This is a genomic window from Brevundimonas sp. (assembly GCF_046299535.1).
Classification (GTDB): domain Bacteria; phylum Pseudomonadota; class Alphaproteobacteria; order Caulobacterales; family Caulobacteraceae; genus Brevundimonas.
Window position 1 is genome coordinate 80,878 of sequence record NZ_JBKBIB010000007.1, and the last position, 12,630, is coordinate 93,507.

Genomic DNA, 12,630 nt, shown 5'->3' on the forward strand with positions numbered 1-12,630 from the left:
CCGGCGCGGCCTCAAGGCTAGAGTGTCGCCAACATCGGGAGGTCCTTCATGCGCACGTTCCATCTGGCCGCCGCCGTGGCGGCCGTGTTCCTGTCCGCGGGCGCCGCCTCCGCCCAGGTGACGCCCCAGGCCGTGTCCGGCTGGCTGTCCGGCCAGGACCTGACGGCGGAGCTCGTGACCGAGGGCGAGGACCCCTTCATCCGCGTTCGGGAGGAGGGCCTGACCTGGCTGCTGTTCTTCTACGGTTGCGAGGCCGACGGCTGCGACAGCCTGCAGTTCGGGGCGGGTTTCACCAACGAGGAGATCACCGTCGAATCCGTCAACGCCTGGAACCGCGACCGCCGCTTCCTCAAAGCCTATTTCGAGGCTGGCGCCGAGGGGTCGGCCATCGTCCAGTACGACGTGATTCCGACCCGGGGCGCGCCCATGGACCATCTGGGCGATCACGTGGAGCTGTGGCGCAACTTCCTGAACGCCTTCGCCGTCCACGTCGGCTATTTCGAGGCGGCCTCCGGGACGGCTCAGTAGATCAGGTCGTCCGGCCCGGCCCGCTCTCCCGGTCCGCGCCGGACATTGGCCGCCAGCGCCAGCCCGAACGTCAGCACGCCCACACGCCCCATGAACATCAGGGCGATGATCGCAGCCTTGCCCGCGTCGGTCAGGCCGCCGGTGACGCCGGTGGACAGCCCCACCGTGCCGATGGCCGAGATCGCCTCGAAGGCCAGGGCCTCCAGCGGGGCGTCCTCCACCCAGACCAGACCAAAGACCGCCACGAACAGGACCAGCACGTAGAACGAGATGGACGCCGCCGCCAGCTGGATGCGCTCAGGCGGCACGGCGTGCCCGAGCACCCTGACCTGGGTCCGGCCCCGAAGCGTGGCGAGGACAAGAGCGACGAGGGTCGCCAGGGTGGTGGACTTCAGGCCGCCGCCGGTGCCCGCGGGCGACGCCCCGAACATCATCAGCAGATACATCACCATCACCGACCCTACCGCCAGCGGTCCCATGGGCACTGTGTTGAAGCCGACGGTGGTGGTGGCGGTCATGGCCTGGAAGAAGGCGGCCAGGGCGCGCTCGTCGCCGGGCAGGGCGGTGATGCTGGGCTCGAAAACATACAGCAGAAGCGCCCCGAACACCGAGAACGCCAGCGTCGTCACCAGAATGACCCGGCTGACGAAACCCAGCGCCCGCCGCCGCCCGCGCACATTCTCCCAGACGTCGGCGAAGACCAGAAAGCCGATGGCGCCCAGATAGGCCAGCGCCGCCACGACCAGATTGACCGCCGTGTCGGCGCGGAAGTCCTCAAGGCTGTTGGCGAACAGGCTGAACCCGGCGGTGCAGAAGGCCGACACGCTGTGAAAGATCCCTGCCAACAGGGCGTTCTCCACCCCCGCCCGCGCGAACAGGATCCAGAGCAGGACGGCGCCGACAGCTTCCACGCACAGCACGAAGCCGCCGATCTCGCGAAGGAATCGCCGCAAATCGAAGTCGGCCGGCAGGCCGAAGGCGCCGATGGCCGCGTGCTGCTGCGCCAGGCTCAGTTTGCGCTTCAGCGCCAGGGCCGCGATGGATCCGAGGGTCATATAACCCAGCCCGCCCGCCTGGATCAGGGCGAGGATCACCACCTCTCCGAACAGGTTGAAGGCGCCGCCCGGGTCCACGGACACCAGTCCGGTGGTGGACACGGCCGAAACCGCAATGAACAGGCTGTCGATCAGCCTTACCGGCTTGCTGTGGGCAAACGGCAGGGACAACAGCGCCCAGCCCACGAGCATGTAGACCCCGTAGCCGAGGAACAGCAGACGCGGCGTGCTGAGAGACCCCAGCCAAAGCCGCAAACCCCGAAGCACGCGTGTCATTCTGGATGTCTCCGGACCTCATGTCCGAAAAGGCGCACCATGCGCCGGAAAGCAGAAGGGGCGGCCGGGGCCGCCCCTTTGTCAGTAGGTCAGGCCAGCGATCCGTCGATGTCCTGACAGGCCTTGATCAGGCCCTTCACCGAGTCCACCGATTTGGCGAACATGGCCTTCTCGTCGTCGTTGGTGTCGAACTGGATGATCTTCTCCACCCCGTTCGCGCCGATCAGGGCGGGCACGCCCACATACATGTCGGAAACGCCGTACTCGCCCGACAGCCAGGCGGCGATCGGCAGGACGCGCTTCTGGTCCTTCAGATAGGACCGGGCCATGGCGATGGCGCTCTCGGCCGGGGCGTAGAAGGCCGAGCCGGTCTTCAGCAGGGCCACGATCTCGCCGCCGCCCTTGCGGGTGCGCTCGACGATGCCGTCCAGATCCGCCTGGCTCATGAAGCCCTGCTTGACCGCGTCGGGCAGGGGCAGGCCGCCGATGGTGGAGTGGCGCACCATGGGCACCATGTCGTCGCCGTGGCCGCCCAGGGTCCAGGCGTTGATGTCCTTGATGGACACGCCGGTCTTCTCGGCCAGGAACCAGGCGAAGCGGGCCGAGTCCAGCACGCCGGCCATGCCGACCACCTTCTCCTTCGGCAGGCCCGAGAACTTCTGCAGGGCCCAGACCATCGCATCGAGGGGGTTGGTGATGCAGATGACGAAGGCGTCCGGCGCGTGGGCCTTGATGCCTTCGCCCACGGCCTTCATGACCTTCAGATTGATGCCGATCAGGTCGTCGCGGCTCATGCCCGGCTTGCGCGGCACGCCGGCGGTGACGATGCATACGTCGGCCCCCGCGATGTCGGCGTAATCATTGGCGCCCTTCAGGGTCACGTCCGAGCCGAACACGGCGGTGGCTTCGACGATGTCCAGCGCCTTGCCCTGCGGCGTGCCCTCGGCGATGTCGAACAGGATCACGTCGCCCAGCTCCTCGCGGGCGGCGATGTGAGCCAGGGTGCCGCCGATCATTCCGGCGCCGATAAGGGCGATCTTGGCGCGAGCCATGGGCAAGTCTCCATTCTGGTGGCCTGACGCGCGGTCGCGCTGCTTGAGGCCGTTGGGTGTCTGGGCGGATCCGCAGGCCAGAAGTCGTCGGAACCGTCGAGGCAGGGGGAGGTTGAAACCGTGGCGGCGGTCTAGACCCGTGCGGGCGCGGCTGCAACCGCCAGTGATCACAGCTTTACGGTTCCGCCTCCTGTCGGCACTGTGGACGCCCAATGGAGGCTTCATGACCCGATATCTGATCCTGGCGATGGGCGTAGCGGTCATCGCGACGCCGGTCCTTGCCCAGACCCCGCCCGCCACCATCGGCGAGCCCTATGTTCCCGCGCCGTGGTGGATGCGGGACCCGGTGATCGCCTCCGTGGGCCATGTGCGGGTCGAGGTTCCCACCAATCGGGCGGCCTTCTCGGCCACCTTCCAGGTGGTGGAGCGAACCGCCGAGGAAGCGTCGCGCCGCGCCGCTGATCAGGTGCGGGCCCTCAGCCAGACCCTCGCCGGCTTCGGTGAGGACGCGGTCCGGGTCGAGACCACCCTGACCACGCGCCCCCTCTACGACCAGTACCGCGACGCCGACGGCAATCTGCGCGACAACGCCCGGGCGGACCGCATCGCCCGCTATCAGGTGGACGCGGTGATCAGCGTCACGGTCCAGGACACGGCGGTGCTGGAGCGGGCCTACGGGATCGTGGTGGCGGCTCGGCCCACCAATATAGGCCAAGTCAGTTTCTCGCTGCAGCCGGACAACGAGACCGTCACCTGGCTGGCGAACGAGGCGGTGCGCGACGCCGCCGCACGGGCCCGGGTCGCCGCCGGGGCCGCCGGTGCGCGCCTCGGTTCCGCGCGCGTCATCGACCCTTCCGGCCGCGCGTGCCAGACCGACGTGCTGGCGGGCTGGCCGTCCTATGGCGCGGCGCCCCTGCCGACGACCCTGGACGAGGTGGTCGTGACCGGCGCCCGCGCCTCCGCGCGCACCGCCGCCGCTCCTCCGCCCCCGCCCGCGCCAGGCGGCGGGACGGATCAGGCCGAGGGCGCCAGCCTGGCGCTGCAGCCGCCCCTGCGCTGGCTCTCGTCCCAGGCCTGTATCGTCTACGGCCTGAACTGACCCATGGCCGGATTCCAGCCTGACCCCGCCTTCGACGCCGGTTCCCTCGTGGCCGGCGACTGGCCGCTGTGTCAGGTGCGGCTGCAGGATGACGCGCGCTTTCCCTGGCTGGTCCTGATCCCCCGCCTTGAGGGCGTGATCGAGCTCGATGACCTGACGGCCGCACAGCGCGCCGTGCTGATGGAGGAAGCGGTGCGTGCAGGAGACGTCGTGCGCGCCATCGGCCAGCGGTCCATGCGGCCCGTGGAGAAGCTGAACATCGCCGCCATCGGCAATGTCACCGCCCAGCTTCACATTCACATCGTGGGCCGACGCCGCGACGACGGCCTGTGGCCCGATCCGGTGTGGGGCCGGGGCTCCGCCAGTCCCTATGCGCCCGAGGTTCGGGACGAGGTCCTGGCCTTGATCCGGAAGGGCTGAGCCCTATTCGGGCGCTTCCGCATAGGGCGACGAGGCGGCCAGATTGATGAAGCCGTTGGTCGACTCGCCCAGCCCGATGATGATGAACTGGATGGCGAGGGCGCACAGGATCAGGCCCAGCACCCGCACCACCACCGCCATGCCGACCTCGCCCAGCAGCCGGCTGATCAGGCCGGACAGGGAGAAACAGACGAAGGTGACCAGAGCCGCCGCGCCGATGGCGGCCAGGCCCGCCGCCGTGCCCGCCGGTCCGATCCGGGTGGCCTCGCCCGCCTGGATGATCACCGCCGAGATGGCGCCCGGCCCGATCAGCAGGGGGATGGCGATGGGCACCACCAGCCGCTGGAACCGCCGCCGGGCATAGCCGCGCACGTCGCCGGGATCGGTGGTGGGATCCACGTCGGCGAAGGTCTTCAGGAAGTCCTCGCGCGCCATGTCCAGACCCAGCAGCAGCAGCAGGATGCCGCCCGCGATGCGGAACGCCGCCAGCGAGATGCCGAAGAACTCCAGCAGCGCCAGACCGGTGAAGAAGAAGAAGGTCAGGAAGGCGACGATGAACAGGGAGATGTACAGGCTCACCCCGCGCCGCTGGGCCGCGGTCGCTCCCGCCGTGGCCGCAGCGAAGATGGGCACATTGCCGATGGGGTCCACAAGGGCGAACAGGGCCACGAAGAGGTTGACCCCGAGATCGACGGCGTTCATGTCCATGTCCTGGCCTGAAAATCTGTTCTGCCCCGCGTTCCGCCTCTATCGGCCGGGCCGCGCCGCTTCGCAACCCGCGTTCACTGACCTGGGCGCCCGGAGACCTCGCCATGTCCGACCCGCGCCTGATCTGCGCCCTCGATTTTCCCACCACGGATGAGGCCCGCGCCCTGACCGAACGGCTGGGCGACGCGTTGGAATTCTACAAGGTGGGGCTGCAACTGTTCCCCACCGACGGCATGGCCCTGGCCCGCGATCTGAAAGGGGCGGGCAAGCAGGTGTTTCTGGACTGGAAGCTGCACGACATCGGCGCGACCGTGGAAAAGGCCGCCGCCGCCCTGGCCGGTTCGGGCTGCGACCTGCTCACCGTCCACGCCCGGCCGCAGGTGATGGCGGCGGCCCGAAAGGGCGCCGAGGGCTCGGGCCTCAGGATTCTGGGCGTCACGGTGCTGACCAGCCTGACCGACGCGGACCTGACCGCCGACGACCACAGCCTGTCCGCCGCCGATCTGGTGGCGCTGCGGGTGCGTCAGGCGCTGGACGCCGGGATCGACGGGGTGGTCTCCAGCCCCCACGAGGCCGCGCAGGTACGCGCCCTGGCGGACGCCGCAGGCCGCCCGGACTTCCTCATCGTCACCCCGGGAGTCCGTCCTGCCGGCGCCGCCCTGGACGATCAGGCCCGCGCGGCTACGCCCGCCTCAGCCCTGCAGGCGGGCGCGACCCATCTGGTGGTGGGCCGCCCCATCACCGCCGCGCCCGATCCGCGCATCGCAGCGGAAAGGATCGTTCAGGAGATGACCGCCGCCTGACGACCTCAGCGGTCGTACAGATAGACGTCCTGGCAGTAGCAGTCCCGGTCGTAGCGGTAATCGTTGTCATACCGGTACTCCGCGCGATGGCGGATCGGCGGCCGGTCGTCGTGATAGCCATGCCGGTCGCGATAGCCGGGCTGACGCTGGTCATGGCTGTAGCTGCGGCTGTAGCCGTATCGCCCGCCCCGATCGTAGCCGTACTGTCTGTAGCCATGGGTCGGCTGGCTGTAGGTGTAGCTGTAGCTCCGGGTCCGGGCGTAGGGATAACCGACCCCGCCGTAGCCGTGACTGTAGCCCGTCAGATGGGCGCTGTTCACGCCGTAGGAATTATAGGTGGTGTAGGGCGCCGGGCGCTGGGGCGGGTCATACCGCTCGTGACGGCGCTGGTCGCGATGGTCGCCGCGCGCCCGGTCGTCATACCCTCGGTCGCCATAGCGTCTGCCGTAAGAATCGCGCTGGTCGTAACCGTAGGACTGGTTCTGGCCCGCATAGGCGTTCCCGTAGGCATAGGCGCCCCGGTTATAGTCATACCCTGCCCCATAGCCGCCGCCGTAGTAGCTCTGGCTCAGGGCAGGGGCGGCGGACAGCATCAGAGCGCCCAGCGCTCCGGCTCCGGCGATCGTCAGCACAGATTTCATGGCGGTTCTCCAAGCTCGGCCGCAAAGGTTAACGCAGCCGCCCTGACTTGGTTCGTTTATCGCCAATCCGGCGAATTCAGCCCGCCGTCTTCTTCGGCGGCAGAGGGAAAAACCCGCTGGTGCGCGCCACATAGTCCGCATAGCCGGGCCGGGATTTGTGCATCCCGCCCTCGGTGGTGGGCGCGCCGGACCATTTGGTGAGGGTGAAGGTCAGGAAGATCGGCCCCAGGATGGCGAACAGGCCCGGGATTGTCTCCGCCGCCACCAGCCACAGACCCCACCAGACACAGGCGTCGCCGAAATAGTTGGGGTGGCGGGTATAGCGCCACAGGCCGGTGTCCAGCACCTTGCCCTTGCTATCCGGGTCCCGCTTGAACGCCGCCAGCTGGGCGTCGCCCACCGTCTCGAACACGATTCCGAACACCGCCAGAGCCGCGCCGGTCCAGCCGATCCAGCCCACGGCCGGCGCCGCCGAGACCTGGCCCAGTTGCACCGGCAGACAGGTCAGCCAAAGCAGCACCGCCTGGGGCAGGAACACGAACATCAGCGAGGCCGGGGCGAACCCCTGTCCCTTGTTCGCGCGATGCTTCAGCAAGGCCTGATAACGCCTGTCCGGCCCGTGGGCGCGCCAGCGTTTCAGCAGGTGAACGCCCAGCCGGATGCCCCACACCGCGCACAGGCCGGTGAGAAGGCCCTTGCGCAGGGGATCGCCGTCCGTCTGAAGGAACGTGGCCCCCGCCAGCAGCACCATGCCCAGACCCCAGACCGCGTCGATGAAGCTGACGTCCTTCAGCCGCAGCGACAGCGCCCAGAGGGCCAGCATCACGACCACGATCAGGGCCAGGTTCACGGCGAGAAGCAGCAGGATATCGGTCATGGCGTCAGAAACGCTCCATCATTGGGCGCGGATGCGCTGTCGGGTCAGTCCACGCACAGGGTGGCTGCGGCCCGGCCATCCTCGACGCGGGTGAAGCAGCCGAAGTTCGACGTGTTCGCCTGGCAGATTCCGGTGACGGGCTCGCCTTCGGCCGGACGCTTGTCATCCCCCAGCCGGCAGTCGCCCGCGCACTGGTCGCTGTCGGTGCAGGGCTGACCGGCGTCCGCATGGGGCATGACGCAGGTCATCAGACCCAGCCGCCCTTCCGCGCGCCAGATTCCGCCCCCCGTTTCACACGCAGCCTGTGTCCCGGGTACGGTGGTGGGAGACGCCGGGCCGTCGTCAGGCCCCGTGGCGGTGTTGGGCATGCAGGCGCCGAGGATCAGGGCGGCTGCGGCTGCGGCGAGGATCCGGAAATTCATGGGGGGGAGGCTCCGTTTGGTCCGCTCCCATAGCGCACGCATGGGCGCATCGATCAACGATCGAGTCGCCTTAGAGCGGCGTTAACCCTCCGGGAGCATGGTCGTCAGCAAGTTTCGGGCCACATGGCGCGGGACGTGCGCCACGCGACAGGGGACGACGCCGTGATCGGGCAAAGGCTGGAGATCAGACAGGGGCAGGGGCTGGTCATCACGCCCCAACTGCAGCAGGCCATCAAGCTTCTGCAACTGTCCAATCTCGAACTCGACGCCTTCGTCGACGCCGAGCTTGAACGCAACCCACTGCTCCTGCGCGACGAGAGCGACGGCGAACCGGAGGAACGCAGGGACACGGACGCGCCGGTCGAGATCGCTGACGACCGTGACGCGTCGGAGCGCGATCTGACAGAAGGCTCCGCCCGCGACGCGGAAGGCGCCATGGACGCCCGCGACGACGATCTGTACGGCGACGCCGCGCCGGGCGAGCGCACCGGCGACCGCGCCGCCGACGAGGCCGGCCAGCCGGGACTGTCCGAATGGTCTTCCGCGGGCAAGGGCGACGGCCTGCCCGCGGGCGAGGGCTCGGACGACCGGCCCGACCGGCGCGAACAGACCCTTTGGGAGCACCTGCAGGACCAGGCCGCCGTGGCCGGGTTCAGCCCCGCCGACCACGCGGTGGCCCAGGCCCTGATCGACATGACCGACGAGGGCGGCTACCTGCGCGGCGACCTGAACGAGGTGGCCGACCGGCTGGGCTGCGGCCTGGACAAGGTGGAGGCCGTGCTGGCCGTCTGCCACGGTTTCGAACCCACCGGGGTCATGGCGCGCTCGGCCCCGGAGTGTCTGAAACTGCAGTTGATCGAGCGTAACCGTTTCGATCCGGCCATGGCTTGCCTGCTGGACAATCTGGAACTGTTGGCCCGGCGGGACATGGCGGCGCTGAAGCGCGCCTGCGGGGTCGACGACGAGGACATCCGCGAGATGGTCTCGGAACTGAAGGCCCTGACGCCCCGGCCCGGCGCGGCCTTCGGCGGCGAGCCGGCCCAGACGGTGGTCCCGGACGTCTTCGTGCGCCCGGATCCGGCGGGCGGCTGGCGGGTCGAGCTGAACGGCGACACCCTGCCCAGGCTTCTGGTGGACAAGCGGTATCACGGCCTGGTCTCCGGCGGTGCGCGCGGCGAGGAGGAGAAGACCTTCGTGGCCGAGTGCGCGGCCCAGGCCAACTGGCTGGTCAAAAGCCTCGATCAGCGGGCGAAGACCATCCTCAAGGTGTCGTCCGAGATCGTGCGCCAGCAGGACGCCTTCCTCGCCTTCGGGGTGGAGTTCCTGCGGCCGCTGAATCTCAAGACCGTGGCCGACGCCATCGGCATGCATGAATCCACCGTCAGCCGCGTCACCTCCAACAAATATGTCGCCACTCCGCGCGGGGTGTTTGAGCTGAAATTCTTCTTCACCGCCTCCATCGCCGCCACCGACGGCGGCGCGGCCCATTCGGCGGAAGCCATCCGTCACCGGATCAAGTCCATGATCGACAGCGAGGCTCGCGACGGGGACGTGCTCAGCGACGACCGCATCGTCGACATCCTCAAGGAGGCCGGCGTCGACATCGCTCGCCGCACCGTGGCCAAGTACCGCGAGGCCTTGCGGATTCCCTCGTCGGTGGAGCGTCGGCGGATGCTGAAGTCCGCCTGAAACGGTCCCGCTTTCACACCCGCGTGAGCGCGGCGCGAAAACCCCTGTTCGGCTTGACACCAAACGCGCGCGGGCGCGTTCTTGGGCCATGCAGATTCAAGTCAGCGGCAAGCATGTGGATGTCGGCGACGCGTTAGGCTCGCGCATCTCCCAGGAACTTGAAGACGGGATCGGAAAATACTTCGAACGCGGCGGAGAGAACGCCGAGGTCGTGGTGTCCCGCGACGGGCATCAGTTCAAGGTGGACTGCTGGGTCCGGCTCGCCTCGGGCCAGACCCTGGTCACCCACGGCCTTGGGGGCGACGCCCATGCGGCCTTTTCCGAATCCTTGGACAAGCTGGAAAAGCGGGTCCGCCGGTACAAGCGACGCCTCAAGGACCATCACGCCGGGCCCCGGGGCCTGTCGCCCGAGCAGGAGGAAAATGCGGCGCGTGAAGTCGCTTCCCTGACGGTTTTCCGCGACCCCGACAGCGTTGAGGACGAGGATTTCGGGGACGCGGGAGCCCCGGGCGACGCTCCGGCCGCCATGGTCATCGCCGAGAGCCATTCCGAGATCAGGACCATGACCGTCGGCCGCGCTGTGCTTGAACTGGATCTTACAGGTTACCCGGTTCTGATGTTCCGCAACGCCGGCCACGGCGGGATTTCCGTGGTTTACCGACGGCCCGACGGCAACATCGGCTGGATCGATCCCGAACGCACCGTGACTTCACGTAACGGTCAGGGTTCCCCGGTATAGGCTTCCACCCGAGGCTATATGCGTCTACAGGGGCGCCGCCTCCCGGCAAAAGTTAACAGCGTTTCGGGGTAACGATGGACATCGGTGAATTGCTGGCGCGTGACGGCATTGTCATGCGCGGCGGGGCCTCGTCCAAGAGACAGGCCCTAAACATGGTGGCTGACGCCGCCGCGGGCGTCCTGGGCATCGATCACGCCCGCATTCTGGACGCCCTGCTGGAGCGTGAGGCCCTTGGCTCCACCGGCCTGGGCGGCGGCGTGGCGGCGCCCCACGCGCGTCTGGCCGGTCTCGACCGGGTCGTGGGCGTCTTCGTGCGTCTGGATCATCCGGTGGCGTTTGACGCGGTGGACGACCGGCCGGTGGACCTGCTGTTCGGCCTGTTCGCCCCGCCGGAATCCGGCGCCGAGCACCTGCGCGCCCTAGCGGCGGTGTCGCGTCTGCTGCGCTCGTCGGAAATGCGCGAACAGCTGCGCAAGGCCCGCACCACGGACGCCATCAACGCCCTGTTCGTGCGCGAAACGCCCGTTCAGGCGGCCTGATCAGAAATCTGAGCCTGATCGGTTAAGGGGGAATCGCTTCGCGATTTCCGCCGAGGCCGTAAATCAGGCTCTCGCATTATGCTGAACCGAAATCTGAGCCCGGTTGGGCGCACTCCAACCGAACCGATTTCGGTCTAGGCGTGTGCTCATAAAATCGCCGACACCACGGTCGGCTCAAAAGCAGCACCTCAAAGTGTGCTCCCGACCCTTTGCGGACGTTACTGCTGTCTGCAATGATACCAGATGGCCTCCATCGACAACGAAGCCCGGCACTGGATTTGCGTCGCGATGTACGCGAGCGCAGCCGTTCTCCTGGCTTCCTGTAATGAGCCTCAAGGTAGGGCCCAAGCATCGCGCCAAGAGATCGCAAATGCCGGTGAGCAATCTGTGCATTGTAACGGCGATATGGCGACCATCAGGGCCTATTTCACGCGCTTGGACCTACATCTCCGGAACTCCACGGAGCCCGTGCCCATCGTATTTTATGCAGACGCGGTAACCCTCACTGAGCACGGCAGGACGCGCCAATTTCCCGCTGTAGAGATGGGCCCGCAAGCTAGGCGTCTGCCTACGTTAGACGACTGGCGAGAGATATCGCGAAGAGGGTCAGACAGCCTTCAAGATGCAGGGTATCGCGGGTGTTTTTTCAGCACCGGCAAAGCATGGTTCGACATCAACCACACGGACGGCAGGTTTGCTCTTATGGGGTTCGACAAAGATCGGGACTGGTCCCCCGATTGATCGTAAACGTCCGCGTCCGACCCGTAGGCGGCGTCTGCTCTCCACCCATTGCGGCGGTACGGCAAACCTGCTGTTCGGCAGCCGCCCTGCGTCATTTATGAGGACATGACCTAGTGCACTGAAACCGGCGCCAGCTCGTGAGCCACGGCGGCGGCGAAGGCCGTTTCGCGGTCGATCATGACCGCCAGCCGCTCGCCGTCCGCGCCATGCACGGCGTACAGGGTCTGGTCGGGCTCCAGATCCAGCCCCCGGATGTCGTCCACCCGCGCGTCGGTCAGCACATCGGCGGCCTTGATTTCGCGCACATAGACCAGGTCCGGTGCGCCCAGGGCGGTGAAGTCGTCTTTGGTCATGACCGGGGTCATGGGAATCTCCTTCAGTAAGCGAACGCCTGGACGGGCGCGCGGTTCGACGCGCGGCGGCCGTCAGGCGAAAAGAATCCGGCTCAGCCCGAGGTGATCGGAATGCGCTTGATGGTTTCAGCGCGCTCGGGACGCTTCAGGTCCACGTGCAGCAGGCCGTGCTCCAGCGCCGCGCCGGTGACCTCCAGCCCGTCGGCCAGAACATAGCTGCGCACGAAGCCACGCGCGGCGATGCCCCGGTGCAGATAGGCGTTGTCGGCCTTGCCCGCGTCCTCGCGTTTTCCGGCGATGGTCAACTGTCGGCCTTCCAGAGTCACGGTCAGATCGTCCGGCGTGAACCCGGCCACCGCCAGGCTGATCCGGACGCCGTCCGGCCCCCGGTCCTCGACATTGTAGGGCGGATAGCCCTCGGCGGCCGCCTTGGCGGCCCGGTCGATCAGGGCCCGGGTCTGGTCGAAGCCCAGCAGGAAGGGGCTGTCGAACAGCAGGGTTCGCGTCGTCATTCCAGTCCTCGCAACAAGCGACTGTCTTGCCGGTCCGCGTCCTCCCGTCATCGGCGAGGACGCCCGGCGTCTCCGTTCAGATAGGAAACCCTGCAGGCCGGATCAACGTGCGTCGAACGAACGCCAGTTTGCGGCTTCTTAAGTTTTCCATGGTGCTTTGCGGGCGCGTCCCGTTC

The 12,630-nt window shown here is 67.7% G+C and carries 15 protein-coding genes; 7 read left to right on the plus strand and 8 right to left on the minus strand.

Annotation, left to right across the window (positions count from 1 at the left end):
* Positions 1–48 precede the first annotated feature (48 nt).
* Positions 49–528 carry a YbjN domain-containing protein gene (locus tag ACK4FB_RS07165; RefSeq protein ID WP_409749779.1) on the plus strand — a complete coding sequence of 160 codons (480 nt, stop codon included), beginning with the start codon at positions 49–51 and terminating at the stop codon, positions 526–528.
* Here ACK4FB_RS07165 and ACK4FB_RS07170 read toward each other — a convergent pair.
* Both ACK4FB_RS07170 and mdh read right to left on the minus strand, forming a co-directional pair.
* Positions 522–1,859 (minus strand): TrkH family potassium uptake protein, encoded by a 1,338-nt coding sequence (locus ACK4FB_RS07170; protein WP_409749782.1) that lies wholly within the window; start codon positions 1,857–1,859, stop codon positions 522–524. The genes ACK4FB_RS07165 and ACK4FB_RS07170 overlap by 7 nt on opposite strands.
* Positions 1,860–1,948: 89 nt before the next feature.
* A complete protein-coding gene (gene mdh, locus ACK4FB_RS07175; protein ID WP_409749785.1) occupies positions 1,949–2,911 on the minus strand; it encodes a malate dehydrogenase in 963 nt (320 codons plus the stop codon).
* Positions 2,912–3,134: 223 nt separating this feature from the next.
* On the opposite strand from mdh, the gene ACK4FB_RS07180 reads away from it, so the two are divergent.
* Positions 3,135–4,010 carry an SIMPL domain-containing protein gene (locus tag ACK4FB_RS07180; protein WP_409749788.1) on the plus strand — a complete coding sequence of 292 codons (876 nt, stop codon included), beginning with the start codon at positions 3,135–3,137 and terminating at the stop codon, positions 4,008–4,010.
* Positions 4,011–4,013: 3 nt separating this feature from the next.
* A complete protein-coding gene (locus ACK4FB_RS07185; protein ID WP_409749791.1) occupies positions 4,014–4,430 on the plus strand; it encodes an HIT domain-containing protein in 417 nt (138 codons plus the stop codon).
* Positions 4,431–4,433: 3 nt separating this feature from the next.
* Here the strand turns inward: ACK4FB_RS07185 and ACK4FB_RS07190 are convergent, their stop codons facing one another.
* On the minus strand, positions 4,434–5,132 hold the full coding sequence (locus ACK4FB_RS07190; RefSeq protein ID WP_409749794.1) for a MarC family protein: 699 nt from the start codon (positions 5,130–5,132) through the stop codon (positions 4,434–4,436).
* A gap of 110 nt (positions 5,133–5,242) precedes the next feature.
* On the opposite strand from ACK4FB_RS07190, the gene pyrF reads away from it, so the two are divergent.
* Positions 5,243–5,941, plus strand: a complete 699-nt coding sequence (gene pyrF, locus ACK4FB_RS07195; protein ID WP_409749797.1) for an orotidine-5'-phosphate decarboxylase — start codon at positions 5,243–5,245, stop codon at positions 5,939–5,941.
* Positions 5,942–5,946: 5 nt separating this feature from the next.
* On the opposite strand, the gene ACK4FB_RS07200 is transcribed toward pyrF, so the two are convergent.
* From ACK4FB_RS07200 to ACK4FB_RS07210, 3 genes are all read right to left on the minus strand, one after another.
* On the minus strand, positions 5,947–6,582 hold the full coding sequence (locus ACK4FB_RS07200) for a hypothetical protein (RefSeq protein ID WP_409749800.1): 636 nt from the start codon (positions 6,580–6,582) through the stop codon (positions 5,947–5,949).
* A 76-nt stretch (positions 6,583–6,658) separates the two neighbouring features.
* Positions 6,659–7,459: a DUF1295 domain-containing protein gene (locus tag ACK4FB_RS07205; RefSeq protein WP_409749803.1), complete on the minus strand. Its 801-nt coding sequence runs from the start codon at positions 7,457–7,459 to the stop codon at positions 6,659–6,661.
* A gap of 44 nt (positions 7,460–7,503) precedes the next feature.
* Positions 7,504–7,881 carry a hypothetical protein gene (locus ACK4FB_RS07210; protein WP_409749806.1) on the minus strand — a complete coding sequence of 126 codons (378 nt, stop codon included), beginning with the start codon at positions 7,879–7,881 and terminating at the stop codon, positions 7,504–7,506.
* Positions 7,882–8,043: 162 nt separating this feature from the next.
* Here ACK4FB_RS07210 and rpoN point away from each other — a divergent pair, with 162 nt between their 5' ends.
* From rpoN to ACK4FB_RS07225, 3 genes are all read left to right on the plus strand, one after another.
* Positions 8,044–9,570 (plus strand): RNA polymerase factor sigma-54, encoded by a 1,527-nt coding sequence (gene rpoN, locus ACK4FB_RS07215; protein WP_409750035.1) that lies wholly within the window; start codon positions 8,044–8,046, stop codon positions 9,568–9,570.
* A gap of 88 nt (positions 9,571–9,658) precedes the next feature.
* Entirely contained in the window at positions 9,659–10,309 is a 651-nt protein-coding gene (hpf, locus tag ACK4FB_RS07220) for a ribosome hibernation-promoting factor, HPF/YfiA family (protein ID WP_409749809.1), read from the plus strand.
* A gap of 74 nt (positions 10,310–10,383) precedes the next feature.
* Positions 10,384–10,848, plus strand: coding sequence for a PTS sugar transporter subunit IIA (locus tag ACK4FB_RS07225; protein ID WP_409749812.1), 465 nt, complete (start codon positions 10,384–10,386; stop codon positions 10,846–10,848).
* An 851-nt stretch (positions 10,849–11,699) separates the two neighbouring features.
* On the opposite strand, the gene ACK4FB_RS07230 is transcribed toward ACK4FB_RS07225, so the two are convergent.
* Both ACK4FB_RS07230 and ACK4FB_RS07235 read right to left on the minus strand, forming a co-directional pair.
* Positions 11,700–11,954: a DUF1150 family protein gene (locus ACK4FB_RS07230; RefSeq protein WP_409749815.1), complete on the minus strand. Its 255-nt coding sequence runs from the start codon at positions 11,952–11,954 to the stop codon at positions 11,700–11,702.
* Positions 11,955–12,034: 80 nt separating this feature from the next.
* Positions 12,035–12,454, minus strand: coding sequence for an Hsp20 family protein (locus tag ACK4FB_RS07235; RefSeq protein WP_409749818.1), 420 nt, complete (start codon positions 12,452–12,454; stop codon positions 12,035–12,037).
* Positions 12,455–12,630 lie beyond the last annotated feature (176 nt).

Coding starts and splice junctions, on each gene's coding strand:
- ACK4FB_RS07165 (WP_409749779.1), top strand. CDS start 49: ATGCGCACGTTCCATCTGGCCGCCGCCGTGGCGGCCGTGTTCCTGTCC.
- ACK4FB_RS07170 (WP_409749782.1), bottom strand. CDS start 1,859: ATGACACGCGTGCTTCGGGGTTTGCGGCTTTGGCTGGGGTCTCTCAGC.
- mdh (WP_409749785.1), bottom strand. CDS start 2,911: ATGGCTCGCGCCAAGATCGCCCTTATCGGCGCCGGAATGATCGGCGGC.
- ACK4FB_RS07180 (WP_409749788.1), top strand. CDS start 3,135: ATGACCCGATATCTGATCCTGGCGATGGGCGTAGCGGTCATCGCGACG.
- ACK4FB_RS07185 (WP_409749791.1), top strand. CDS start 4,014: ATGGCCGGATTCCAGCCTGACCCCGCCTTCGACGCCGGTTCCCTCGTG.
- ACK4FB_RS07190 (WP_409749794.1), bottom strand. CDS start 5,132: ATGAACGCCGTCGATCTCGGGGTCAACCTCTTCGTGGCCCTGTTCGCC.
- pyrF (WP_409749797.1), top strand. CDS start 5,243: ATGTCCGACCCGCGCCTGATCTGCGCCCTCGATTTTCCCACCACGGAT.
- ACK4FB_RS07200 (WP_409749800.1), bottom strand. CDS start 6,582: ATGAAATCTGTGCTGACGATCGCCGGAGCCGGAGCGCTGGGCGCTCTG.
- ACK4FB_RS07205 (WP_409749803.1), bottom strand. CDS start 7,459: ATGACCGATATCCTGCTGCTTCTCGCCGTGAACCTGGCCCTGATCGTG.
- ACK4FB_RS07210 (WP_409749806.1), bottom strand. CDS start 7,881: ATGAATTTCCGGATCCTCGCCGCAGCCGCAGCCGCCCTGATCCTCGGC.
- hpf (WP_409749809.1), top strand. CDS start 9,659: ATGCAGATTCAAGTCAGCGGCAAGCATGTGGATGTCGGCGACGCGTTA.
- ACK4FB_RS07225 (WP_409749812.1), top strand. CDS start 10,384: ATGGACATCGGTGAATTGCTGGCGCGTGACGGCATTGTCATGCGCGGC.
- ACK4FB_RS07230 (WP_409749815.1), bottom strand. CDS start 11,954: ATGACCCCGGTCATGACCAAAGACGACTTCACCGCCCTGGGCGCACCG.
- ACK4FB_RS07235 (WP_409749818.1), bottom strand. CDS start 12,454: ATGACGACGCGAACCCTGCTGTTCGACAGCCCCTTCCTGCTGGGCTTC.